This is a genomic window from Flavivirga abyssicola, from assembly GCF_030540775.2.
Classification (GTDB): Bacteria; Bacteroidota; Bacteroidia; order Flavobacteriales; family Flavobacteriaceae; genus Flavivirga; species Flavivirga abyssicola.
The window spans coordinates 2,450,263-2,473,143 of the sequence record NZ_CP141266.1 but is presented as its reverse complement, the minus strand read 5'-3'; the positions used below and the strand labels follow the sequence as shown (position 1 = coordinate 2,473,143).

Here is a 22,881-nt window from a genome sequence, read left to right as displayed (position 1 = left end):
CAATCCAAAGATTACCACGTCAATTTTCTCCTCGTAATGACGAGCCATTTTAACTTTTTAGATACCTTTTTTAATATTACTTATAAAAACTATTTAGAAAGACCGTGTACCCATGTGTATAAATAGTCTCCATGTACACCAGTAAAATAGTTCCTCCAAGCTTTTCCTTTGGTTTTTCTAGTTTCTTCATCTGGCCATGCTTCCTTCATAAGTTCTTCATTTCTATCATACATTTTATCTAAATCTGCCATGGAATCTAAGAAGAAGGCTTCCAGGTACTCTGTTCTGTCTGAGCCCCAAGCATGAACATGTGGATAATATGCTTTTATATGTTCATTTTTATTAATTATAGCATCAAACCCTTCCTTTTTTAATGCCATAAACTTTTTTTGCGTACCATCTTCTGGAAATGAAAAATGATTTTTCCTTACGTAAGTAACCATATCCTTGGTTGGTTTTTCAGCCATGAACTTAACACCAGGCATTGTTGCATAAATTTCGTCAGAATGCTCATCTGCATAATATGCCATCCGCTTTTTCATAAACGCTTTTCTAGCTGCTTCATCTGGCCATGCTTCTTTAATTAATTCAGCATTCCTGTCACCGAATTTCCCCATGTCTTCCCATGAGGCAAATGTTTGCACATAAACTAATTCCGTGTTATCTGCTGTAAATAAATGCAAGTAAGTAGATGATCCCATGATGAATTCATTTTTCATGGTTACTTTGTCTAAAAATTCTTTTTCAATGGCTTTCCATGTTTCCATATCAAAATCTTCCATATCCATATTCCAATGCATGGTTGTTACGGCTATAAATTCAGGACGTTTTGGAGCTTCTTCTTGAGCAAAAAGAATGACTGGGGTTAACAATAATAATACTGTTAAAACAGCTGCAAAAATTTGGTTGGTTGTTTTCATAATCTGTTAAAAATTTAAAGTTAATATATTTGAATTAGTCAATACAACTTTAAGATTATGGAGCTAAAATGAATTTAGGGCAACCTATAAATTTGTGTGTTATTAATAAATAAAATGGAGATCGAGAGTATCTAAATATACAACAAAAAAAGACACACTTCTAATAATTAGCTATTTTTCACATGCTTAGCAAGCTATCTCTCATCTTTTTTGTCATCCCTTTTACTACCATATCATAAGAATGGTCTATGAGATGACATACTAATTTAGGTTGTAACTCACCTTCATGAAGGTACAAGGTATTCCAATGTTTTTTACTCATATGAAAACCCGGGCGAATACTATTATTTTCGGCGCGAAGTTCTTCGGAATATTCCGGGTCTGCTTTTAAATTTATAGATGCTTCACCAGACTCCCAACGTTTTAATGACGTTAACGCGAACATTTTTCCTAGTACTTTAAAAACAAGTGTTTCTTCATCAAAGGGAAACTCTTCTGTTGCGCCTTTTTTACTTAAACAGTATTCGCGAAGTTGATCTATATGCATTTTTTATTTTTTTATCATTTCTATCTTCCATTGAAACTAGCCTTGATCACAATCGAAAAGCCCAGGATAAACCACAACAAGCATTTTCTTCATCGAAACTATGGATTGTTAGGGATTCCTGCTTTCTCAGGAATGACAAGCTACAACCTATTAAGACCTCGATCTTTACTGAAGTTTTTTAACAGGCTTCTCTTCAATTTTTAATGCTGAATAGTCTAATTTCCAACCTATTGTTTCAACTATTGTTTCCATAAGCAAAATGGTTTCTAATGCTTCTTTTTGAGCTATTTGAATAAGGCCGCTTTCTGGAATTTTATCTTGAATGTGCAATTTAGCTTCGTTATGCAGATCGGTTAAATCTGTCGCTTCAAATTTATTAAATAAACCATCCGATTTATCGTAATAATTTAAATTGGTTTCTATTGATAATACTTCTGGCTGAGGAAAATGTTGTAACAAAATTTCCTTTTTATTATTATCTGCTACCAATTCAATTTTTGACAAATCATAACCAACATAGGCTTTTGCATTTACAACTACCAGAGCTTTCTTTTTACTGGAAATCAATTTTAGAAAACGTTCTTTAACATCTTCATAATGATATATCTCTGCAAAATCGCCTTCAACTGTTATAAATTTACAAACTGTTTTTATTTTATTTAGGAGTAATACCGATTGAGATTTTACTAATTGTTTTTTCTTAAATGACTTAAAGTAAGTCACAATTCCTAAAGTAATTAAAACGCCTATTATAATTCCTAAAAATGCTTCCATAAATATTGTTTGCCTATAAATTCTATGTTTAGCTCATAATTTTATATAAAACGGGTTTACTGGGGGATGCGTCATTTTCAAACGGAGCTATTTGAAGGTTTAAAAAATACATCCCATCTTCAACAGTGTTTGGTACAAAAATAAATTCTGTTATTGTGGCATCCAGCCTTATTTTACCTTTGGTATTCCAAAAGGCACTGTGAGCCAATAGTGCACATTCGTCTTTCTCTTTATCTACACTAGGCATATCTACCAATACATGTTTAACATCTTTTTCACGTAAATAAGTAGCAGCATCTTCTAATAAATAAGGTGGGTTTGTATGCGAATATTGGGCTGTAAGCTTCTCTTTGGTGTTAGGAATCGTTCTTATTATAATAGCATCTCTTTTTTTATTTCCAATGGCAAACCGTAATTGTTTTTTAGAAATAACAAAATCATCGTTTAATTTTTCTGGAGCTACGGTTATGACCTCAGCTAAAAAGAAAAATTGCTTTAAATTCTTATTTACTGAGTGTACTTTTTTAGTAATATGTCCCACGCATTCGGTATGTGTTCCATGAGCATGTGGGTTAAAAGAAATATTATTAAAATTAACACACGCACCTTCTTCTACACTAACAACTCGCTCACCATCTTTAACTGGCTCAATAACAGGTGCATCTATATACCATGCATTTACATTACTTTCTGATGCCCTAAGTGGTATTGAAATATCAATGGGCAATGATAAATCTATTTGAAGTTTTTTTGAGTTATATTGTATTGTTGCAATCATTTATGCTGAATTTATCTCAGCATCTTTTAATTAAGACACTATCTCTTCAAATATAAGTTTTTAATTCTGGATTTTGTTATTTAATTAAGATTCTAAAATGAATAATTCTGAAGCAATTCCATCAACCAAAAATTTTCCTTTTTGTGTTGTTTTTAATAGATCTATACGATTTTGATGCGCATCAAAATCACTAGAAATAATAAGCAATCCATTTTTTATATATTTTTCTGATGATGCTTTTAAATGTTGAAAAAAAGCTTCTCCAAACTCCTTCTCTATTTTATTTAAAGATACGCCCCAAATGGTTCGTAAGCCAGTCATAACATACTCATTATACTTATCTTTTTTAGAAAGTGTTTCAACGGTATTTGGTAACACATTATTTTTAATGGATTGTATATACTTAGAATTATTTAACACATTCCAGCTACGTTGACTACTATTGAATGAATGCGCAGAAGGCCCTATACCTATATAAGGTTTCCCTTGCCAATAGCTGGTATTGTGTTTTGAAAAATAATCAGGTTTTCCAAAATTTGAAATTTCATAATGCACAAAGCCTTCGGCTTTAGTTTTTTCAATTAAATGATTAAAATGCTCTAAGGCCAATGTTTCATCAATGGGAAGGTACTTGCCTTTTTTTATAAAACTATCTAGTGCTGTTTTGGGCTCAACGGTCAGCGCATAACTAGAGATATGGTTAATGCCATAACTAAAAGCTATTTCAAGATTCTCATTCCATTTTTCCAAACTCATACTGGGAATACCGTAAATAAGATCAATCGTTATATTATCAAAATATTGCGTTGCAAGTTGTAAACACTTCTTAGCTTCTTCAGAATTATGAGCGCGATTCATACTTTTTAAATCATCTTCAAAAAAAGATTGGATACCAATGCTGAGTCGGTTTATTCCAATAGCTCTATAATTTTCAAAAATACGCTCTTCAATGGAGCCCATCGACTGCGTTCGAAGTGACACATCGTTATCAATTAAATCATCTGGGTTTGCTTCTAATGTGATTTCCGGATTATCGATTACCGAATAGTTTTTATAAACCGAATCTATTAATACCTGTAACTCATCGTTTGCTAACAAACTCGGTGTACCACCTCCAAAATAAATGGTTTCGATGGTTTGATTACCGAGCTCTTCTTTTCTGATTTCTAGCTCTTTTACTAAAGCCTGAATGAGTTCTTCTTTCTTTTTTAATGATGTAGAAAAATGAAAATCGCAATAAAAACAAGCTTGTTTACAGAATGGTATGTGAATGTAGATGCCTCCCATCTTTTAGTATTCAGTATTCAGTGGCAGTTCGTAGTTTTTGCAAAATTCAATTAATGTTATTAAGCTTTTATCAAATATCATAATAATTCAAAAATCTATAGTTTAACTAAGAGTTAGTTAGCTATCACTAAAAACTACTAACCTATTTTATTAGGGTTTTGTTTCACAAAAGCACCCCAACCTGTATAACTTTTGCCAACACTTACTTTTCCTGAGTTATAAAAATGGCAAACCGCTGCTGCCAGGCCATCTGTTGCATCTAAATTTTTAGGTAACGTTTTTAATCCCAACATACTCTGTAACATTCTTGCAACTTGCTCTTTACTAGCATTTCCGTTACCAGTTATTGACATTTTTATCTTTTTAGGAAGGTATTCTGTTATGGGTATTTCTCTACTTAAACCTGCTGCCATAGCAACACCTTGAGCTCTACCTAGTTTTAGCATACTTTGTACATTTTTCCCGAAAAAAGGAGCCTCAATAGCAATTTCGTCGGGGTTATGCGTGTCTATAAGTTCAATGGTACGTTCAAAAATGAGCTTTAATTTTAAGTAATGATCATCGTATTTTTTTAAATCAAGCTCATTAAGCTGTAAAAACTGCATAGTTTTCCCAACCACCTTAATAAGTCCAAATCCCATAATAGTAGTTCCGGGGTCAATACCTAAAATAATTCTTTCTTTAGTCATTTTGTTCACAATAATAACAACCGCTCAGCGATATTGAAGCGCCTACTGTTAGTGTTAGCAGGCTACCATTAAATGCTCCAAACCCATCTGATATTGGTTCAAAATCTTTTGCAAACCCATATATATACGATACATCTGTATAAACAGAAAGTTTATCTGAAATTCCAAAATGCAATTCCACCCCCGCCATAGCATTAACAAATGACATTTTGTTTTGGGTAAAATTCCCCAAAGGTTTTACTGTTGAGAATCCTGGTCCAGCATGAATAAATACACCTTTATTTTGAGATAAATTAAATATTCTATTAGCATTATAAACTGCTTGTAAATTGATACGAGAGTAGTTAAGTTTGAATTCCTGTGCCTCTTTTTTGTTAGAGATCCTATTAAAGCTATAATCCAACTTTGCCCCAAGAGCTGGCTTGAACATATATTGTATGCCTAAATTCACAGTTGGAAAGTTAGATGTCTTCCCTTCAAAACCACTAACAAATCCACTTTCTGACGGACTGTTTAAACCTAATCCAAATTGAGCCTTAAAGGTACTTGTATTACCTTGAGAAGAAGACATAAAATTGCTCATTACAAAAACTATTATGCAAAAGGCTTTCTTATATATTTTAAAATTACAGGTCATAACGTAATAATGATTTAATTTGCATACATAATCAGTATATGATTTTTAAACTAACATACAAAATTAAACAATTCTTTTTTGGGCTTATTAAATTAAGCATTGTTATTGGGGCTTTCTATTTTATATATCAAAAACTAGTAAATAACCCAGAATTAGATTTTCGCACTTTTATTGGTTTTTTATCAAAAAAAGACATTTTTTCACTTAAAAATACCCTTTTATTATTCTTTTTAACGTTTTTCAATTGGTTTTTTGAAATTAAAAAATGGCAAATATTGGTTTCTTCTATAAAAAAAATAAGTTTTAAAAATGCCTTCGAACAAAGCTTAGGGTCTTTAACGGCTTCATTATTTACACCTAATAGGATTGGCGAATATGGAGCTAAAGCAATCTATTATATTTCTAATTACAGAAAACGCATTCTTCTAATTAATTTATTGGGGAATGTATTGCAAATGTCTATCACCACTGTTTTTGGGGTTATTGGCCTTTATTTTTTTGTATTTAAATATCAAATTAATATAAGTTATAATAAGTTTGCCCTGTTTCTTTTATTAGGGATTCTTATTATTCCTCTAATCATTTTTGGAGTACAGAAAACAAAATTTACTATTAAAGGGTTTTCTTTAAAAAAAATTAAACATTTTATTTTACAGTTCCCTAAAAAGACACTGGTTTTTGCTTTGTTTTTATCCATGCTGCGTTACTTTGTTTTTTCGTTTCAATTTTACTTTATATTACAACTTTTTGGAACTGAAATATCATATTTTGATGCTATGATTGTTATTACCTCCATGTATTTATTGGCTTCAATAATTCCTTCTATTTTTATATTTGATGTTATTATCAAAGGTAGTGTTGCTATTTATTTATTTGGACTTATGGGTTTCAACGACATCACTATTTTAAGTACAATAACCCTTATGTGGTTGTTGAATTTTGTTTTACCAAGTCTTTTTGGAAGCTACTATGTCATTAATTTTAATTTACCTAAAGAAAACTAACTCATTATGATTTTAGTAAGCGTCATTATTACAATAAGCTATCTGTTTTTAATAGGGTGTTTTGTTTTTGGCTTTGATAAAATCAAGTTATTTGAATTAGAAGATATGTCTTCGAAAACCACATTTTCTGTTATTATCCCTTTTAGAAATGAAGCAGAAAATTTACCGGATTTATTAAAATCTATAGAATCGTTAGAATACCCTAGCCACTTATTTGAAATTATTTTTGTTGATGATGCGTCTGATGATAATTCCGTTGACTTAATTATGAGGTTTCTCACTAACGCTAGAAATGATATAAAGGTCATCAAGAATAAAAGAACTACTAATTCACCTAAAAAAGACGCTATAACAACGGCTGTTAAACAGTCCAAAAACAAATGGATTATTACAACTGATGCTGATTGTTTATTGCCAAAATATTGGCTTGATAGCTTTGATGCATTTATTCAAAAAACAAACACAACATGTATTGCAGCCCCAATTACTTATATGAATTCCAGTAGTTTTTTAGATCAATTTCAATTACTGGATATTTTAAGTTTACAAGGCGCTACTATTGGCGGTTTTGGTATTAATAAGCCTTTTTTATGCAATGGTGCTAATTTTGGATATGAAAAGCCATTATTTCTAGAATTAAATGGTTTTGAAGGCAATACGGATATTGCTAGTGGTGATGATATTTTTCTTCTTGAAAAAGTAGTTGAAACAGATCCCGAACAACTTCATTATTTAAAATGTGACAAAGCCATCGTAAAAACAAAATCGCAACCATCTTGGAAAGATTTAATATCACAACGCATTCGTTGGGCTGGAAAAACAAGTGCTTACAATAATTGGTTTGGGAAATTCACAGGGCTTATTGTTTTGCTTATGAATGCTTTGTTAATTTCTACTTTTTTACTTGCGATTCTTAATGTTTTTAATTTTAAAATCTGGGGTTATATTTTAATACTAAAATTTAGTGTCGACTTTTTATTAATATATAAATCAGCGTATTTTTTTAATCAGAAAACTGTTTTAAGATGCTATATTTTTGGATTTATTGTTTATCCTTTCTTTAGTTTTTATGTCGCTTTTGCATCGCTTTTTAAAACCTATAAATGGAAAGGTAGATCATTTAAAAAATAGCATTATCTAGCACTAATAATTATTGGCAATCTAAACTCTGTAGTAACTTGTTGTCCACGTTTAATTCCTGGGAAAATTTTGGGTAATGTATTTAAGCTATTAGCTAATAGCGTATCAATATTTGGTATTTCTTCTATGGTAAGACTATCTATTTTAGTTTCCAATAACGTTATTCCTCCTGTATCTGATATTTGAAGTTTCAAATCTATAGTATCATTAACATCTTGGGTTACTACAATAATTTCATCTTGAAGGTATTTAAATATATGGCCCGTCAAAATACTCGTAAAGCATTGTTTTTTTTCTTGTTTGCCTAATAAGGAATCACACAAAGAAAATGTTGGATATTTATCAACTTCATTCCAATTAAATGTTTGCAACTCTTCATTTAAAATAGCTTCAGAAGAAGTTTTTTTCACATTGAAATACTCACAGGAAGTAAGTAATGTAATTACTAGAAAAACACAAATCTGTTTCATGGATTAAAACTGAGACCGAAATGTACAATTTTATTCTAAAAGTTTGATATTTATGAAGTAGCAATTTGTAACAATCACATGAATACTGCGTCTTACAATTGTAAATCACAAATATTTTCATGGATATTATTTTAATTATTATTGCTGCTTTATTCATAATTTTGGGTATAATAGGCAGTTTTTTACCTGTACTACCTGGTCCGCTTACAAGTTGGATTGGGTTATTTATACTCTCTTTTGTTGACTCTATATTAATGAGCAACTCATTCATAATTATTACACTTATAATTGCTATTCTTATTTGGGTGCTGGATTACATTATTCCTGCAATAGGTACCAAACGATTTGGGGGCACCAAATATGGTATGATTGGTACAACTATAGGCCTTATTGTAGGGCTTTTAAGTCCTATTCCCGGCGGTATTATTATAGGTCCTTTTATTGGCGCTTTAATAGGCGAACTTTTAAACAAAAGCGATTCTAAGACGGCAACAAAAGCTGCTTTTGGGTCTTTTATTGGTTTTATAGCTTCTACATTTATCAAGTTTATTGTGGCTATTGTTTACCTAGGATTTTTTATAGGGTTTTTACTGGATATCGAGTGAAATACTACATAACCATTACCTGTTTTTTTTAATTATTTTGCCCCCTCATAGTATAGTTATGAGCATGCTACATAGTTCTTTATAATTATGAGATGTCTCCTGTCGTCGACATTGACATGACAAAGGGGATCTGAACAACGAATAAGTTTTAACAAGTAACTGGAATACTACTAATAGCGACAAGACCCTTTGGTCATGTCGAGTGAGGTACGAAAGAGATATCACATAGTACAGGTATACATAGGGTTCCTTTTTTATGTGATGTCTCCTATCGTCGACATGACAAAGGGAATCTAAAACAACAAATGGTACCTATCTAGAAATTGGAATACCCTCTTTATGATAACGAGTAAGGTATCTCATAATATGAGTATAGTGCCTAGTTTTATTATGAGATTCCTGCCTTACTGAAATACTGAAACAAATTCAGCACATGCAAGTTCAGCACAGGTCGTAGGAATTATAAAAAGAAGAAACCCTATGGGTCTCTCACCTCCATAGGGTCTGTAAATTGCTATTATCAACAAAAAAAATTGAGGGATTAATTAATTTTTTGAAGTGTTGATAGTGTAAAGATACTTATAAGCCTTGAAATTGAACTGCGGGAAACCCGTAACACCTTTACGGGTTAATGGTACTTTTGAGCTATATCAATGGTTTTCAGAACAAAAAAAAGTTGTTTTTTTAGAAAAAAACTCACAATTTGTAAGCACAAGTCTTAAACGAAGCCTTTTTTTCGTGCTTCATTCAATAACGTTTCGTCTTGTCCATCATTAACGTCAAAGACATCTCTAAGGTGTTTCTTTCTTTTTTCAACTGCACTTAAAGAAATATCTAAATGCGATGCTAAATTTTTAGTTTTTACCCCTTGAGATAATAGGTGAAGTATTTTTCTGTTTTTATCGTCTATAACAATATCACTTGTAATCGCTTTTCTAATATGACTATTTACAGTACCACTATAAAATGGCGGGTTGTTAAGTACCGCTTGAAAAGCACTAGCCAATTCGCTAGATGTTAAATCACTTTTAATTAAAAATCCTTCTGGATCTATCGTTTTAATAATATTATGAATTCTAAAAGACTCATTAAACATAGTTAATATGATAATTTTAGCTTTAGGTAAAATTCGACGTGCATATTCTGCTAAATCTTCTCCAGAACTCATTAGTCCATCTGATGAAGGTGGTAAGCTAATATCAACGAATAACACATTATAAGGCACTTCATTTTGAATTGATTTATCCATGTAAGCAATAGCTTCGTCACAATTATTCGCAATATCAATTTCGAGTTCCTGGCTTTCCTTTTTGGTAAAAAGTAATGTGTTTTGATACCCTTCAATAATCATAGGGTGGTCATCTATCATTAATATTTTTATTTTTTCACTCATAATAAATTTTGTTTTAGGTAATTGGGGCGTATATGGTTACTGTAGTTCCTATATCTTTTTTAGACACTATATTTATACTTCCATTTATATCACTTATCCTGGAATTCATGTTCTTTCTTCCTATACCAGACTTAGCTTTATTAACATCAAACCCAGAACCATCATCACTCATTATTAGGCAAATTACATTATTTTTTAATTTAAAACTAATATTTACTTCCGTTGCATTTGCATGTTTGTGTATATTATGGAGCGCTTCTTGAATAATTCTATATATGTGAATTTTATTTTTATTAGGTACTTCATCCCAATGAATCGTATCATCATGCTCTAAATTATAGCTAAGTTCATAGACTGCTGTTTGTGTTTCTAAGAATGTTTTTATGATATCTATAAATCCTGACCCTGAAACAAAATCGGTATTTAACTCATGTGATACTTTCCTTATATCCTGCTCTATAATTTTAAGCTCATCTATATATTGGCCTCTAGTTTTTATAGCCTCCTCACTGTTACTCATATTTAAACTATCCAAACTTAAACGTGTACCGAATAAACGTCCTAAAACCCCATCATGCAGCTCTTCAGAAATACGCCTTTTCTCTAAAGTTCTTGCTTCTTCTATGCTTTCATTTTGAGATAGCATTAGGTTATAAATCTCTTCATTTTTTTCTTGCTGTTTCTGAATAAATTTCAATTCCTTATTTTTATTTCTTTGGGTAATTACCATATATAATAAAAAAGTGGAAATTATTAGTACTACAGATATTATTAAAAGCCACATCCGTTCTTTGGCAATTCTAACATTTTCTTGTTCTATCTGTTGGGTTTCAAATCGAATTCTGGCAAATTTATTTCTTATAGCTCGTTCATTTTTTTGTAAACTGTCACTTAACTTTACATAATCTTTTAGATGTTTTGCTGCTATATCCCCCTCTTCTATTTCAGAAAGTAAAAAAAGTGATTTCAACAAATCATCATTATGGTATCTTTCAGAAATATTCTTAGCTCTATAAGCATAAAATTTAGCAGAGTCCTTATTATTAATACCATTATAATACTCAGCTAAATGTTGGTTAATTATTATTGAGTTATATCCTTTATAGTCTATACTATCAGTAATTTTTAAAGCATTTAAATACAAATTAGGAATTTGCTCTAGGTTTTTTGATAAATATAATGTGTGAGCATAATTATCTAAAACTAAAGCATAAATATCAGGACGATTCTTTATAAGGTTTTCGGTTTCAAGCAGCTTTTTGTAATAACCAATTGCCAAATTATATTCACCTGCCCTTTTGTGACTCTCAGCCAAATTATTCAAAGTATTGTCTATACTTTTCTTAAAATCCCCCTTCAATTCTCTTTTTAATTCAAGGGATTTGTTATAATACTTAACAGATTCTTCGTATCGTTCTAACTCATCAAAAACTATCCCTAAATTATTATAAACATATGATATATATTGATTTACACTGTTTGATTTTTCTAATGACTCTAATAATGAAATAGCTTCAATAGATGTTACTTCACTACCAGTAAAATCTTTTTCATTTTTTTGAATAACTGCTATACCGTATAAAACTTTAGCGGTATTAAATTTATCATTCAACTTTCTATACAGTTTTTCAGCATTATTGTAATAATAATATGCACTATCTGTTAAGGGAGTAGTTTTTCTATATATTTCTGCAATATTATAGTTTGCTTTAGCTATTGATATTGAATCTTGATTTTTTCTATTAATGTAGCTTTTTTTAATAGAATCAATTACTACTACATCTTTATTTTGCCCATATGACAAAATAAAGCTGAAAAACAATAGTATATTAAATAAAATAAATTTCAAAAAAAGGAGATTTCACTATTTTATCAAATTTATCTATAATTTTTTAATTTATATAAAAAAGGTTCTTTACATTATTATAAAGAACCTCTATTCTAGCTTTATATTAAAATATATTAATTAGTCATCTATTTTCCCACCTGTGTAAGGAGTAGGCATATCAGTATTAGTTGCTGCTTCAATATTTTCATCTGCTTTTAATACATCATCTTCATTTAAGTCTTGTTTTGTACAAGATGCTAAAGTTAACATAAGTAGTGTTACGAATAAAGTAATTTTTAGGGCTTTCATAATATTTGATTTTAAGGTTATTACTATTTATTTTTCTTTATTTTTTTAAAACAAAATTCTACATAAGACACTAAAAAACAATGTCTTACAAGAGGGAAAAATGGATAATTAACTTAAAATCGAACACATAAAAAGCGTAACGATTCTACAAAATATTTTTAGAGGGAATAATAAATGAATTAATTGGTCTTTGAATTACTTAGGGATGTTTTTGGGGCGCACTCTTAGACACGGTAAAAGTGGTCAAACTCCCTATACCGACGAAATATATTCGACAAAGTGTATGATTTTAACGATTAAGTGTTTATTTTCTTAGATAAAACTGTTGATAAACTGTTAAAAACTATTTAAGCGTTGACTTCGTTTTTACCAGACTCGTTTTAACAATTTTTGTCTTTACATCTTCATTTAAGTGCATTTTCTGTAATCTATCAATTAGCATTTGAGCCGCATTTGCTCCAATTACTTTCGCGTGTTGTCTTATTGTAGTTAATCTTGGTAAGGAATGATTTGAATCTGCTTTACTAGCAAAACCTATTACCGACATATCTTTTGGTACTTTAAAGCCTAAATTAACTGCTGTATTAATAGCTATAATACCAGAAGAGCTATCTGCAGCTATTACTCCATCTATATTCTTATTCTTTTTTAGAAAGGATTTTATTGTTTTCTGGTGATCATCTTTCTTTTTTATTTTCAAAATTAGGGGTTCTTGAGTATGATGTTCCAATATCGCCTTGCAATAACCTCTTTCTCTTAATTTACCAATGCTTAAATCACTAACATTACTAACAAAGGCTATGTTTTTGCGATTTTCAAGTAATAAGCCCTTAGTTGCATTATAAGTCGCATCAAAATCATCTACAATGACTTTATCACATAACACATCATGGGCCACTCTATCAAACATAACAATAGGCAAGCCTTGACTAATAGTCTTTTTAAAATGATCTACTTCATTCTTAATTTGAGTTTCTTCTGCTACTGATAATATAAACCCGTCTACACTTCCATTTGCAAGTAATAATAGACTTTCCTTTTCCTTTTCTAAAGATTCGTTAGAGATACAGGTAATTATATTATAACCCAAATTATTTGCTTCTCTTTCTATACCAAAAAGTACTTTAGCCAGAAAGTGGTTAAGTATATTAGGGATTATAACTCCAATGGTTTTCGTTTTATTTTGCTTTAAACTTAAAGCAACTTTATTAGGTGTATAGTTATACAGCTCAGCAAGTTCTTTAACTCGCTTAACAGTATCTTCCCCAATTTCTTCGCTATTGTTTAATGCTTTTGAAACTGTAGAAATAGAAACATTTAACTCTTTTGCTAACTGTTTTAAAGTAACCATACTATTTTACATCTAAATTATAAGTAGCGCAATTTACAAAATTACTTCTTGCAAATAGCCTTATTAATAAGATTGGTTATTTTAAGTACCTATATAGTAGAATTACACAAAAATGGTATTGTTACATTTCTTAGAAGAGAAATATAAGATAGGAATTATATTTAGAAAAAAACATATTAATACCTGACTAGCCCAATAGTAGTCAAATATTAGTTAAAAATTTTGTTCAATTTAGATAGATTAAAAAACAGAGCCTTTGTAGGTTTTTACAACTAAGACTTGCCTAATATTCTAAACATGCCTGTTCCACAAGTTGGGCAACTTCCTTTCATTGCTTTCCTTCCATTTTTCATAGTCACTTCATTGGCATCTTTGATTTCTTTTTTGCTTTTACACTTTACACAGTATCCTTCCATAATTTCAGTTTTATTTTGGTTAAATGTTAACTTTATAAATGTAAGTTTTATTCTTGGTGCTTGCAAATAAAAAGTAATACAAAGACTACTTTCAAGTAAGGTTTGAAAATATAATTTTAAGCTATCTGTAGTATGATTACAGAACTAGATATAATAAACACGAATATCGCAGATTACTTAGTTCGAATCTGCAATATTCGTGTCTAATTTTTATACACAAGCTTAAAATACAGCTTATTTTATAGAGGTATTCTTTTCTTAATTAAGAATTTATTAAATCTCTTCAATAATTTCTTTAACTTCAATACCAGCTATTTTATAGCTTCCTTTTAAAGCTTCAATATTGGCTTTTACTTCAGATTCATTTCCATTAAAAGTCTCATAACTAATAGATTCTTCATCATTCTCAATGGTCACTGTAGTCACTACTGCTTTAACAGTCCCATCTTCATTATTAGTCATATTCACTTTAATTTCTTTAGAAATTTCAACATTTTCAATCTCATGTCCTTCGGAAGTGTAAGCGGTAACAATATCAGAAGACAATGCAATACTAGGTGCTATAACCAATGCTACAACAGACATTAATTTTAATAAGATATTTAATGAAGGCCCTGAAGTATCTTTAAAAGGATCTCCAACAGTATCACCAACAACAGCCGCTTTATGAGCATCTGTTCCTTTTTTACCTTGTTCTTCGATAGTCTTTTTAGCATTATCCCAAGCTCCTCCAGCATTAGATTGGAAAATCGCCATAAGCACACCACAAGTAGTAACCCCGGCAAGCAAACCTCCTAACATTTCTGCACCGCCAATAAACCCAACAGCTACAGGTACTGCAATAGCTAAAAGCCCAGGGAATACCATTTCTTTAATAGATGCTTTTGTTGAAATAGCCACACATTTATCGTATTCTGCAACACCGTCTGCTGCATCAAATATTTTTCTATCTTCTTCTGAAGCTTTACTCATATCTGAATCATACTTACGCATCACTTCCAAAGCTGCCTTTAATTGTGGGATGTCTCTAAACTGGCGACGAACCTCTTCAATCATAGCCATAGCTGCACGCCCAACAGCATTCATAGATAATGCTGAAAACACAAACGGCAACATACCTCCAACTAATAACCCTGCCATAATTTGAGGTTGAGACACATCAATAGCGGTAACATTTGCTGTTTTCATAAAAGCTGCAAACAATGCTAATGCTGTTAAGGCAGCAGAAGCGATAGCAAACCCTTTACCAATAGCTGCTGTTGTATTACCTACAGCATCTAACTTATCGGTACGTTCACGAACTTCACTCGGTAGCTCTGCCATTTCAGCAATACCACCGGCATTATCAGAAATTGGTCCGTAGGCATCTACAGCTAATTGTATTCCTGTATTAGCCAGCATTCCTACCGCAGCAATAGCAATACCATATAGACCAGCAAAATGGTGTGATACTAAAATAGCCGCAGCAATTAATATAATAGGAATTGCAGTAGACATCATTCCAATACCTAAACCAGCAATGATGTTTGTTGCAGCACCAGTTTCAGATTGTCTAACAATAGAAGTTACAGGGCCTTTTCCAGTTCCTGTATAATATTCGGTTACTTTACCAACGGCTAAACCAGCTACTAAACCAGCTATAGTTGCCCAAAATACGCCCATTGCTCCGAAAGGCAAACCTTCAACAGTTTCTGGTATTAAAGCATTAATAATAAAATAAGACGCTATAACCATTAAACCTGCTGATCCAAATTCACCTATATTCAAAGCTGTTTGTGGATTTCCACCATCTTTTACTTTCACAAAAAATGTTCCTACAATAGACATCACAATACCAACTGCAGCTAATACTAGCGGTAAGTAAACAGCTCCTAACCCATTAAAATCCGGGGTTAAAATAAAAGCCCCTAAGACCATAGTACCAATAATAGATCCTACATAAGATTCGAATAAATCGGCTCCCATTCCTGCTACATCACCTACATTATCCCCTACATTATCTGCGATAGTTGCAGGGTTTAAAGGATGATCTTCTGGAATTCCTGCTTCTACTTTACCAACTAAATCGGCTCCAACATCTGCTGCTTTGGTATAAATACCACCCCCAACACGAGCAAATAACGCAATAGACGATGCTCCAAGAGAAAAACCTGATAATACGTTAAGGATTTCGTTAATTCCCCAGCCCATTTCACTATATATCATAAAAAGGCCACTCAAACCTAAAACACCAAGTCCAACAACACCAAGCCCCATAACTGCACCACCAGCAAAAGCAACTTCTAAAGCTTTTCCTAAAGAAGTCCTTGCTGCACTTGTAGTCCTTACATTTGCTTTGGTAGCAACTTTCATTCCTATAAATCCAGCTAAGGCAGAACAAATAGCTCCAACTATAAAAGATACAGCAACCATACCATTAGATCCTTCTTCTGCATTTCCTTTGAAATACAGCAGAACAGCAACAGCAATTACAAATATTGATAAAATTTTATATTCAGCTTTTAGAAAAGACATTGCCCCATCGGCAATATTTTTAGCAATTCGAATCATTTTATCATCTCCTTGATCTTGTTTGGAGACCCATGCACTTTTTATAAATACATAAGCCAAAGCTAAAACTCCAAACACTGGTAAAAATTTCACTATTAATTCCATATTAATAAGTTCTTTTATTAGTTATTAGTTAATTATTTTTAAACGAAGCTAAAAATAGGAAAATATAAGTGATAAAAAAAGCCCCTATTAATTAAAGATAATACATTCAAATCTCTGTTTAAATATATTATCTTTAATACAATGACATATGTTAGTTTTTCCTTGTTTATTTAAGTGAAATTACACTTTAATTATGTTCCAAATTTCTCTTGTGCCAAAATTGGAAAACAAAAAAACCATCCTAATAATTTGGGATGGTTTTATAAATTTTAAATAAAAAATTTCAACTAAATAGTAAAGGTTCGTTTTTTCTTGTGTTCGCTATTTTCATAACGCAGTACACATTCATGATAAATCTTTCTAGCTTCTTCAGCATTTCCCCATCCACCGGTATCAACCTTTTTCTTTTCTAAATCTTTATATACCTGGAAAAAATGCTCTATTTCCTTTAACCTATGAGGGTTTAAATCTGATATGTCTTTATTATTACTCCATATAGGGTCAGAAACCGGGACACAAATAATTTTTTCATCAGGCCCTTTTTCATCAGTCATATGGAATACACCAATTGGTCTAACCTCCATAACTACCATAGGATATGTTGGTTCTGTTCCCATAACCAATACGTCTAATGGATCTTGATCTAATGCCAAAGTTTCTGGAATAAATCCATAATCCCCCGGATACATCATAGATGAAAACAACATACGGTCGAAGCGAATTTTGTGTAATGCAAAATCGTATTCATATTTATTTCTACTTCCTTTTGGTATTTCAATTAACACATCAAATGTTAAATCTTTTTTCTTACTCATAGTTTATAAATATTTTAGGGACGCAAATGTACTGAACACTTAGACTTTAACCAACAAAAAACTTGGTTGTTTTAGATTAATAATTCCTATCTTGTCGCTGACTAATTCAAATAATATTCTGGCTGACTATGAGACTTTTATTTTATTTATTTTTTACTCTATTTTCTTTATTATCTATTAAAGCCCAAACAGAGCCCTGGCAAGGTAAATTTGAACCTATTGATAATATGATTAAACCTCCTAACACCTACAGAACTGCTAGTGGTGCTCCTGGAAGGGATTATTGGCAACAACAGGCTAATTATAAAATTAAGGTAACCCTTGACGAAACGAACAATACCATATCTGGTAAAGAAACTATTACTTATTATAATAATTCACCAGATGATTTAAGTTATTTATGGATACAACTTGAACAAAACGTTAACAAAAAAGGGAATGAAGATTTTGGAAGTATAAACAATAATATAAAAGACGGCATGACTTCGAGGCAAATGCAGTTCCTTACTAGAGCTATCGATTTTCCGGCTGGTTATTCTATTAAATATGTTAAAGATTCCAACGGAAAAAACATAAAAACCATGGTTAACAATACCATGATGAAGGTTAAATTGAATACGCTTCTTAAATCAGGGGAATCTACAAGTTTTTCAATAGCGTGGTCTTACCCAATTACCGACAGAAGTATGTATTTACTATCTCGGGAGGGTTATGAATATTTTCCATCGGATGATAATACTGTTTATCTTATTGCACATTGGTTTCCAAGAATGGCTGTTTATAATGACACAGAAGGTTGGCAAAATCAGCAATTTCAAAAACTTGGAGAGTTTGCACTGGAATTTGGTGATTATGACGTTGAAATCACTGTACCAGAAGATCATATTGTTGCGTCTACCGGCTTGCTTCAAAATAGTGAATCCGTGCTAACAAAAGCTCAGCGTAAGCGATTGGATGAAGCTCGAAAGTCTTTTGACAAACCCGTAATGGTTATTACTAAAAAAGAAGCAGAAGCCAATGAAAAACAGAAATCAAAAAAGCAAAAAACGTGGAAATTCAGTGCTAAAAATGTTCGTGATTTTGCCTTTGCTTCCTCTCGTAAATTTATGTGGGATGCACAAGCAGTAAAGTTGCCAACCAATACTGTAATGGCTATGTCTTTTTATCCTAAAGAAGGGCTACCTGTATGGCAGGAAGAGTCCACTAAAGCTGTGATGCATGCTTTAGAAGTATATTCTGAAGCGACTTTCGATTACCCATATCCTGTTGCTATTTCTGTAAACACATCTAATATTGGTATGGAATTCCCTATGATTAGCTTTAATGGAGGTCGTCCAAAAAATGGTAAAATAAGCAATAATGCTAAACAGGGGATGATAGGAACTATTATCCATGAAGTAGGTCACAATTGGTTCCCTATGATTGTAAGTTCAGATGAGCGTAAATGGATGTGGATGGATGAAGGTTTAAATACCTTTTTACACCAAAGAACAGTAGCAGAGCGTTACCCTGATTTTAATAGTGTAACACCAAAAAGCATTGTTCCGTTTATGAGCGGTGATAAAAATATTTTACGCCCTATTATGACGACTTCAGATAGTGAGCTTATGTCTCAATTTGGTGCTAATTTTTATTTGAAACCAACCGTTGGTTTACAAATGCTTCGCAATTCAATTATTGGAAAAGAACTATTTGATGAAGCTTTTAAAGAATATGCCAACCGTTGGAAATATAAACACCCTAATCCTTCCGATTTATTCAGAACACTTGAAGATGCCACAGCTACAGACTTAGATTGGTTTTACAGAGGTTGGTTTTTTACAACCGATCATGTAGATATGGAATTAAGTCATGTAAAATGGTTTAAAGTCTATGAAGAGCATTCGAACATAGAAGATCAAAACAACACATCTAAAGTAAAAATCGATGCTTCGGGGAAAAATGTTCAAGCACAAACCAAAGATTTCTCAAGTGGTCCGGAAATGATTACTATGAACACCACACCCGATGCTGCATACGGTCAATTTTTATCAAGAATTAACGAACCTGAATTGCGCAAACAACTTTCTGGTAAAAACATTTACGAAATCACTATTAAAAATGTAGGAGGATTAGTTATGCCTGTTACTATTGAGTGGGTATTTACTGATGGCTCAAAAGAAATTAATAGGATTCCAGCCGAAATCTGGCGTAGGAACGAATACGAAATCCAAAAAACATTTATAAAGGACAAAGAAGTAAAGAAAGTGAATTTAGATCCTAATTTCGAATATGCTGATACTGACACGAAAAACAATTCGTTTCCTAAAGTTAAAACACCTTCGGAATTTGATGCTTTTAAAGAGAATAAAAGAAAGAGTTGAAATTAAAAATTCAATCTATTGCAATCTTTCTAAAAAAACTAAAGGTCTAAAAAGTGTCATTCTGAATATTACCAAGAAACAAAATATATTTTGTTTCGAAGGTATCAGCGAAGCTGTGAAGAATCTCTTTAAAACAAATGACTCTGATTATGAGTAAAATAAGATTCTTCGCTTTGCTCTGAATGACAAGGTTAACCACTTTTTAGACCTTTAGTTTTAATCCACATCAAACCTAATACCTATTGAGATATTATTCTGGTCCACAATCTGATCTTTAAAAATAGGTGATAAATCGTATTTAACATATAATGCGACATCATCAAAAGCTATATAACCACTTAATCCGTAAACTAAATTACTGGTGTTAAAATCACGTTTTTGTTTATCTTTTATTTTTTCTCCATCCAACTCATACTTCAGTTTTTGACGCGTACCAATATTAAAACCTGCATATCCTCCTAAGCCTATTTTGAATTGATTTCTTGTGGAATACCTAAAGTAAGTGTCTTTATCAATCTTTTTTGAAGGTCCGAACTCAAAATGAACAGGAAATACTAAATTGGTAATAGACAGTTTCGATTTTTTAAGATCTTCTGGAAATTCTTCCAACACAGTTTGATTACCTTGTTGAACAAAATATTTGTTATCATCAGGTTTTAAACCATTTATTTGAAAAGAGTACCCATATTTAAAGCGTAAAAAATTGGTGTTTTTAAATACTCGCGTTTTCCATGCCCAACCTAATTCTAAAAATCGGGAGCCTCCAATCTTATATGGGGAATCATCAAGCTTTTGTCCCTTAATAATAGCATTGTTAAGACCAAAAGCCAATACAAAATCACTGGTGGTCCGTAAATCATATTCCTTTGGCTTGTTTTTGCTTTTAATTTTAATACCTGCAAAACTACCACCTTCTTCACCTCCTACACTGAAACCTATTTTTGACAACTCTTCATCTTCGTTGGTCTTATAGCCCTCTTCATTACGCTCTAAAAGAGCAATTTTATTATTTATAATTGAAATACGATTTTCAATATTTAAAGCCCTCTTTTTTGCTACTTCCTTTTTTAATATCTCCGCTTTTTCATTAGATATCTCTCCCTTTTCTAAACGCATATTAATAGCTTCTACTTCTACTTTTAAAAAATCACGTTCTTCGTTTTTAATGTGTTCTTTAATTTCTTTTAAAGCTTTGATTTTGTCTTTATTATTTACATTTTGAATGGTGTCTTGTGCATTGATTAATTGCACACTTACACATAGCACTACAAGTGCTAAATACTTAGTAATAGTTTGCATAACTGTTCGTTTTTTTCTTGCTGAATTTATTTCAGCATCTATTGATTATTGATTTGATGATATTTATAGTTATAATTCATGAGATTCCTTTCTGCACTTCGACTGCGCTCAGTGTGACACAGGAATATGTTAATCATTACGATGTGCTACAGTAGTTTTTACAGCACCGTAACCTGTTTTTATAGCTTCAAAAACTTTACTTCTAAAGGATTGATCTAAATCTGCTTCAACGTCTTGAAGTAATAAATTAGCATCCACCACTCCTGTAGCTTCATTATATAATTGATTTAACCTGATTTCTTTTTGAGCTTCTAGTAATAAAGCGTCAATAGCTTCGTCTGTAACTTTGTTATTATCTTTTAAAGCTTGTATTTGGCTTGCAACTGCTTGTATTTTTTCTTGTTCAAAAGTTAAAGGCGCTGATGTTACTTCAACAGGATTAACAGGATTGTTTTTACGCTTTTTTATGTTATTTTCTTGATTATCAGCTATTTGTTCTTTATTAAATTCCGATTTGTTAAGAATTGGCTTTTTTAATGATTTTTTAATAACTTCATCTTTATTTATCTGAATAGTTTCTGAGGCCTTTACACTATTAACATTAGTTTCAACTATTACTGCATTATTTTTATTTTCCTCCTTAACTTCTGGAACTGCTATTGTTTTATGAATATCATCCACGATAATTCCGTCATTAAAAAACTGAGAAATTACTAGCATTACCCCAATAATACTCGCTGCCAAACCTATCCATAAGATCGGTCTTTTACCTTTCTTTTTTTCTTGGTCACTTAAACGCTCTGAAAGTTTATTCCATGCATTATTAGATGGTTGCAATGTTCTTTTATCAAGCTTATCCTTTATGCTTTCTTCAAATTTAATGGGTGCCATAGCTTGTTGTTTTATTTAATTCTTTAATTTTTTCTCGAAGCCACTTTCGTGCTTTAAACAATTGCGATTTTGATGTGCCTTCTGTAATATTCAGAATCTCTGCTATTTCGTAGTGTTTATACCCTTGTATAGCATACATAACAAATACCATTTTATAGCCTTCTGGAAGCGCATCAATAAGTTGCTGTATTTCGGCAACTTCTATCTCAGTACTCATATCATTTGTATAATCGTTGCTAAACTCAAAGTCCTCAACAGAAAACTCTATTCGTTTTTTTTGTCTTAAAAAGGAAATAGATTCCCTTACCATAATCCGTCTAATCCAACCTTCAAAACTCCCTTCATTTTTAAAACTTTTTAAATTAGAAAACACTTTAAAAAAACCGTTAAGCATCGCTTCTTCGGCTTGTTGTAAATCTTTTATATAATATCTACATACACTTAGCATTTTTGGAGCATGTATTTCAAACAAGACGTGCTGTGCTTCACGATTATTTTTAATCGCTTTTTTTATAAGTGACGATTCGTCTTTATGCAATTGTATTACTTTCAAAAATGATTTCATTTAGCCTTCTATTTTTATAGACGCAAATTTTGTGCTAATGGTTGCCCAAGCTTTTAAATATTTCTATAAATGTAATTGAAAAGAACTAAAACCCTAAAAATGAAACACTTGGATTTGTAAAAATTTTCAGCTATATTGGTTTAGC

The 22,881-nt window shown here is 31.5% G+C and carries 22 protein-coding genes; 4 read left to right on the top strand and 18 right to left on the bottom strand.

Translation table 11 applies throughout. From position 1 onward, the window contains the following. Window positions 1–89: 89 nt before the first annotated feature. The 7 genes from Q4Q34_RS10430 to Q4Q34_RS10400 all read right to left on the bottom strand — a co-directional run bounded on the left by Q4Q34_RS10430 (window position 90) and on the right by Q4Q34_RS10400 (window position 5,578). Window positions 90–920: a hypothetical protein gene (locus Q4Q34_RS10430; RefSeq protein ID WP_303318343.1), complete on the bottom strand. Its 831-nt coding sequence runs from the start codon at window positions 918–920 to the stop codon at window positions 90–92. Window positions 921–1,098: 178 nt separating this feature from the next. After that, the gene (locus tag Q4Q34_RS10425) at window positions 1,099–1,467 is read right to left on the bottom strand and encodes an MmcQ/YjbR family DNA-binding protein (protein ID WP_303318344.1); all 369 of its coding nucleotides are present in this window, start codon (window positions 1,465–1,467) and stop codon (window positions 1,099–1,101) included. A 165-nt stretch (window positions 1,468–1,632) separates the two neighbouring features. Next, window positions 1,633–2,241: a DUF4230 domain-containing protein gene (locus tag Q4Q34_RS10420; protein WP_303318345.1), complete on the bottom strand. Its 609-nt coding sequence runs from the start codon at window positions 2,239–2,241 to the stop codon at window positions 1,633–1,635. Window positions 2,242–2,269: 28 nt separating this feature from the next. Next, complete coding sequence (locus Q4Q34_RS10415; RefSeq protein ID WP_303318346.1) at window positions 2,270–3,019, bottom strand: cyclase family protein; 750 nt, start codon at window positions 3,017–3,019, stop codon at window positions 2,270–2,272. Between the two features lie 84 nt (window positions 3,020–3,103). Beyond that, the gene (gene hemW / locus Q4Q34_RS10410) at window positions 3,104–4,306 is read right to left on the bottom strand and encodes a radical SAM family heme chaperone HemW (RefSeq protein ID WP_303318347.1); all 1,203 of its coding nucleotides are present in this window, start codon (window positions 4,304–4,306) and stop codon (window positions 3,104–3,106) included. Between the two features lie 137 nt (window positions 4,307–4,443). Beyond that, the gene (gene ruvC, locus Q4Q34_RS10405) at window positions 4,444–4,995 is read right to left on the bottom strand and encodes a crossover junction endodeoxyribonuclease RuvC (protein WP_303318348.1); all 552 of its coding nucleotides are present in this window, start codon (window positions 4,993–4,995) and stop codon (window positions 4,444–4,446) included. Next, on the bottom strand, window positions 4,988–5,578 hold the full coding sequence (locus Q4Q34_RS10400) for an outer membrane beta-barrel protein (RefSeq protein WP_303318349.1): 591 nt from the start codon (window positions 5,576–5,578) through the stop codon (window positions 4,988–4,990). Before Q4Q34_RS10400 ends, ruvC begins: the two co-directional genes overlap by 8 nt. Window positions 5,579–5,670: 92 nt before the next feature. On the opposite strand from Q4Q34_RS10400, the gene Q4Q34_RS10395 reads away from it, so the two are divergent. Both Q4Q34_RS10395 and Q4Q34_RS10390 read left to right on the top strand, forming a co-directional pair. Then, window positions 5,671–6,636, top strand: a complete 966-nt coding sequence (locus tag Q4Q34_RS10395; protein ID WP_303318350.1) for a lysylphosphatidylglycerol synthase domain-containing protein — start codon at window positions 5,671–5,673, stop codon at window positions 6,634–6,636. A 6-nt stretch (window positions 6,637–6,642) separates the two neighbouring features. Then, complete coding sequence (locus tag Q4Q34_RS10390; protein WP_303318351.1) at window positions 6,643–7,767, top strand: glycosyltransferase family 2 protein; 1,125 nt, start codon at window positions 6,643–6,645, stop codon at window positions 7,765–7,767. A gap of 2 nt (window positions 7,768–7,769) precedes the next feature. On the opposite strand, the gene Q4Q34_RS10385 is transcribed toward Q4Q34_RS10390, so the two are convergent. After that, window positions 7,770–8,246: a hypothetical protein gene (locus Q4Q34_RS10385; RefSeq protein ID WP_303318352.1), complete on the bottom strand. Its 477-nt coding sequence runs from the start codon at window positions 8,244–8,246 to the stop codon at window positions 7,770–7,772. Window positions 8,247–8,365: 119 nt separating this feature from the next. Here Q4Q34_RS10385 and Q4Q34_RS10380 point away from each other — a divergent pair, with 119 nt between their 5' ends. Then, window positions 8,366–8,851, top strand: coding sequence for a DUF456 domain-containing protein (locus tag Q4Q34_RS10380; protein ID WP_303318353.1), 486 nt, complete (start codon window positions 8,366–8,368; stop codon window positions 8,849–8,851). 718 nt (window positions 8,852–9,569) lie between these two features. On the opposite strand, the gene Q4Q34_RS10375 is transcribed toward Q4Q34_RS10380, so the two are convergent. The 7 genes from Q4Q34_RS10375 to Q4Q34_RS10345 form a co-directional block, all read right to left on the bottom strand. After that, window positions 9,570–10,244 (bottom strand): response regulator, encoded by a 675-nt coding sequence (locus tag Q4Q34_RS10375; RefSeq protein WP_303318354.1) that lies wholly within the window; start codon window positions 10,242–10,244, stop codon window positions 9,570–9,572. Window positions 10,245–10,257: 13 nt separating this feature from the next. Next, a complete protein-coding gene (locus Q4Q34_RS10370; protein WP_303318355.1) occupies window positions 10,258–12,093 on the bottom strand; it encodes a tetratricopeptide repeat-containing sensor histidine kinase in 1,836 nt (611 codons plus the stop codon). 117 nt (window positions 12,094–12,210) lie between these two features. Beyond that, a complete protein-coding gene (locus tag Q4Q34_RS10365) occupies window positions 12,211–12,381 on the bottom strand; it encodes a hypothetical protein (protein ID WP_303318356.1) in 171 nt (56 codons plus the stop codon). Between the two features lie 343 nt (window positions 12,382–12,724). Beyond that, window positions 12,725–13,732 carry a LacI family DNA-binding transcriptional regulator gene (locus Q4Q34_RS10360; protein ID WP_303318357.1) on the bottom strand — a complete coding sequence of 336 codons (1,008 nt, stop codon included), beginning with the start codon at window positions 13,730–13,732 and terminating at the stop codon, window positions 12,725–12,727. Window positions 13,733–14,004: 272 nt separating this feature from the next. Then, window positions 14,005–14,148, bottom strand: coding sequence for a DUF5679 domain-containing protein (locus tag Q4Q34_RS10355; RefSeq protein ID WP_303282003.1), 144 nt, complete (start codon window positions 14,146–14,148; stop codon window positions 14,005–14,007). A gap of 273 nt (window positions 14,149–14,421) precedes the next feature. Further along, window positions 14,422–16,803, bottom strand: coding sequence for a sodium-translocating pyrophosphatase (locus Q4Q34_RS10350; protein WP_303318358.1), 2,382 nt, complete (start codon window positions 16,801–16,803; stop codon window positions 14,422–14,424). Window positions 16,804–17,090: 287 nt separating this feature from the next. Beyond that, window positions 17,091–17,618 (bottom strand): inorganic diphosphatase, encoded by a 528-nt coding sequence (locus Q4Q34_RS10345; RefSeq protein ID WP_135875576.1) that lies wholly within the window; start codon window positions 17,616–17,618, stop codon window positions 17,091–17,093. 128 nt (window positions 17,619–17,746) lie between these two features. Between Q4Q34_RS10345 and Q4Q34_RS10340 the strand changes: the two genes are divergently transcribed. Further along, window positions 17,747–19,981 carry a M1 family metallopeptidase gene (locus tag Q4Q34_RS10340; protein WP_303318359.1) on the top strand — a complete coding sequence of 745 codons (2,235 nt, stop codon included), beginning with the start codon at window positions 17,747–17,749 and terminating at the stop codon, window positions 19,979–19,981. 216 nt (window positions 19,982–20,197) lie between these two features. Here Q4Q34_RS10340 and Q4Q34_RS10335 read toward each other — a convergent pair whose 3' ends face one another. From Q4Q34_RS10335 to Q4Q34_RS10325, 3 genes are all read right to left on the bottom strand, one after another. Further along, window positions 20,198–21,280, bottom strand: a complete 1,083-nt coding sequence (locus Q4Q34_RS10335) for a porin family protein (protein WP_303318360.1) — start codon at window positions 21,278–21,280, stop codon at window positions 20,198–20,200. A gap of 129 nt (window positions 21,281–21,409) precedes the next feature. Beyond that, window positions 21,410–22,171 (bottom strand): hypothetical protein, encoded by a 762-nt coding sequence (locus tag Q4Q34_RS10330; RefSeq protein ID WP_303318361.1) that lies wholly within the window; start codon window positions 22,169–22,171, stop codon window positions 21,410–21,412. Continuing rightward, window positions 22,158–22,736, bottom strand: coding sequence for an RNA polymerase sigma factor (locus Q4Q34_RS10325; protein WP_303318362.1), 579 nt, complete (start codon window positions 22,734–22,736; stop codon window positions 22,158–22,160). The genes Q4Q34_RS10330 and Q4Q34_RS10325 overlap by 14 nt, the downstream gene beginning before the upstream one ends. Between the last annotated feature and the right edge of the window lie 145 nt (window positions 22,737–22,881).

What these genes read in the sequence shown, in the direction of transcription:
- Q4Q34_RS10430 (WP_303318343.1), bottom strand. Translation starts at nt 920, where the DNA reads ATGAAAACAACCAACCAAATTTTTGCAGCTGTTTTAACAGTATTATTA.
- Q4Q34_RS10425 (WP_303318344.1), bottom strand. Translation starts at nt 1,467, where the DNA reads ATGCATATAGATCAACTTCGCGAATACTGTTTAAGTAAAAAAGGCGCA.
- Q4Q34_RS10420 (WP_303318345.1), bottom strand. Translation starts at nt 2,241, where the DNA reads ATGGAAGCATTTTTAGGAATTATAATAGGCGTTTTAATTACTTTAGGA.
- Q4Q34_RS10415 (WP_303318346.1), bottom strand. Translation starts at nt 3,019, where the DNA reads ATGATTGCAACAATACAATATAACTCAAAAAAACTTCAAATAGATTTA.
- hemW (WP_303318347.1), bottom strand. Translation starts at nt 4,306, where the DNA reads ATGGGAGGCATCTACATTCACATACCATTCTGTAAACAAGCTTGTTTT.
- ruvC (WP_303318348.1), bottom strand. Translation starts at nt 4,995, where the DNA reads ATGACTAAAGAAAGAATTATTTTAGGTATTGACCCCGGAACTACTATT.
- Q4Q34_RS10400 (WP_303318349.1), bottom strand. Translation starts at nt 5,578, where the DNA reads ATGAGCAATTTTATGTCTTCTTCTCAAGGTAATACAAGTACCTTTAAG.
- Q4Q34_RS10395 (WP_303318350.1), top strand. Translation starts at nt 5,671, where the DNA reads ATGATTTTTAAACTAACATACAAAATTAAACAATTCTTTTTTGGGCTT.
- Q4Q34_RS10390 (WP_303318351.1), top strand. Translation starts at nt 6,643, where the DNA reads ATGATTTTAGTAAGCGTCATTATTACAATAAGCTATCTGTTTTTAATA.
- Q4Q34_RS10385 (WP_303318352.1), bottom strand. Translation starts at nt 8,246, where the DNA reads ATGAAACAGATTTGTGTTTTTCTAGTAATTACATTACTTACTTCCTGT.
- Q4Q34_RS10380 (WP_303318353.1), top strand. Translation starts at nt 8,366, where the DNA reads ATGGATATTATTTTAATTATTATTGCTGCTTTATTCATAATTTTGGGT.
- Q4Q34_RS10375 (WP_303318354.1), bottom strand. Translation starts at nt 10,244, where the DNA reads ATGAGTGAAAAAATAAAAATATTAATGATAGATGACCACCCTATGATT.
- Q4Q34_RS10365 (WP_303318356.1), bottom strand. Translation starts at nt 12,381, where the DNA reads ATGAAAGCCCTAAAAATTACTTTATTCGTAACACTACTTATGTTAACT.
- Q4Q34_RS10360 (WP_303318357.1), bottom strand. Translation starts at nt 13,732, where the DNA reads ATGGTTACTTTAAAACAGTTAGCAAAAGAGTTAAATGTTTCTATTTCT.
- Q4Q34_RS10355 (WP_303282003.1), bottom strand. Translation starts at nt 14,148, where the DNA reads ATGGAAGGATACTGTGTAAAGTGTAAAAGCAAAAAAGAAATCAAAGAT.
- Q4Q34_RS10350 (WP_303318358.1), bottom strand. Translation starts at nt 16,803, where the DNA reads ATGGAATTAATAGTGAAATTTTTACCAGTGTTTGGAGTTTTAGCTTTG.
- Q4Q34_RS10345 (WP_135875576.1), bottom strand. Translation starts at nt 17,618, where the DNA reads ATGAGTAAGAAAAAAGATTTAACATTTGATGTGTTAATTGAAATACCA.
- Q4Q34_RS10340 (WP_303318359.1), top strand. Translation starts at nt 17,747, where the DNA reads ATGAGACTTTTATTTTATTTATTTTTTACTCTATTTTCTTTATTATCT.
- Q4Q34_RS10335 (WP_303318360.1), bottom strand. Translation starts at nt 21,280, where the DNA reads ATGCAAACTATTACTAAGTATTTAGCACTTGTAGTGCTATGTGTAAGT.
- Q4Q34_RS10330 (WP_303318361.1), bottom strand. Translation starts at nt 22,171, where the DNA reads ATGGCACCCATTAAATTTGAAGAAAGCATAAAGGATAAGCTTGATAAA.
- Q4Q34_RS10325 (WP_303318362.1), bottom strand. Translation starts at nt 22,736, where the DNA reads ATGAAATCATTTTTGAAAGTAATACAATTGCATAAAGACGAATCGTCA.